At 47.8% G+C, this 425-nt stretch carries 1 pseudogene; it reads right to left on the reverse strand.

What is annotated here, in order from left to right:
- Nucleotides 1-425 (reverse strand): annotated as a pseudogene (locus AEA42_RS21990) (IS4 family transposase); the annotation flags it as partial.

Here is a 425-nt window from a genome sequence, read left to right on the forward strand (position 1 = left end):
TTGAGTTATACTTTGGTGTGAGCAATAGCGTGATGCCGGGCTTTTGCGGTTCCGAAGGTGTTCCTCCATTGGCGTGCGTTTGGCGTACGGGTTTACCAGATGCTTTGGCCTCCGAGATTCTGGTGGTAAATTGCTGGCTAAGACCCAAGGCTCTTTCGCCGATGTTGAGTACGTTTTTGCCGATTGATGGTGGCAATTAGTCCTCGATGAACGCTGATTTGTACGCCCCTTAGGTTTGCTACGATAAAGAGTGAGATGGCAATTGATAGGGTTAGTTTTGGTCAAGGTCTTAATACCCAGGCTCTTCGCTTGACCGTTAGCTCAGTCATGTCTACTCAGAACCGCACTCCAATTCTCAGCGCCAAGTACTGCAAATTGAATGGTCTGTCCATAACACAATAGCCACAACCAACAAATCACTACCA

Origin of the sequence: Shewanella sp. Sh95 (assembly GCF_001308045.1) — a bacterium.
In the GTDB taxonomy this organism is placed as follows: Bacteria; Pseudomonadota; Gammaproteobacteria; order Enterobacterales; family Shewanellaceae; genus Shewanella; species Shewanella xiamenensis.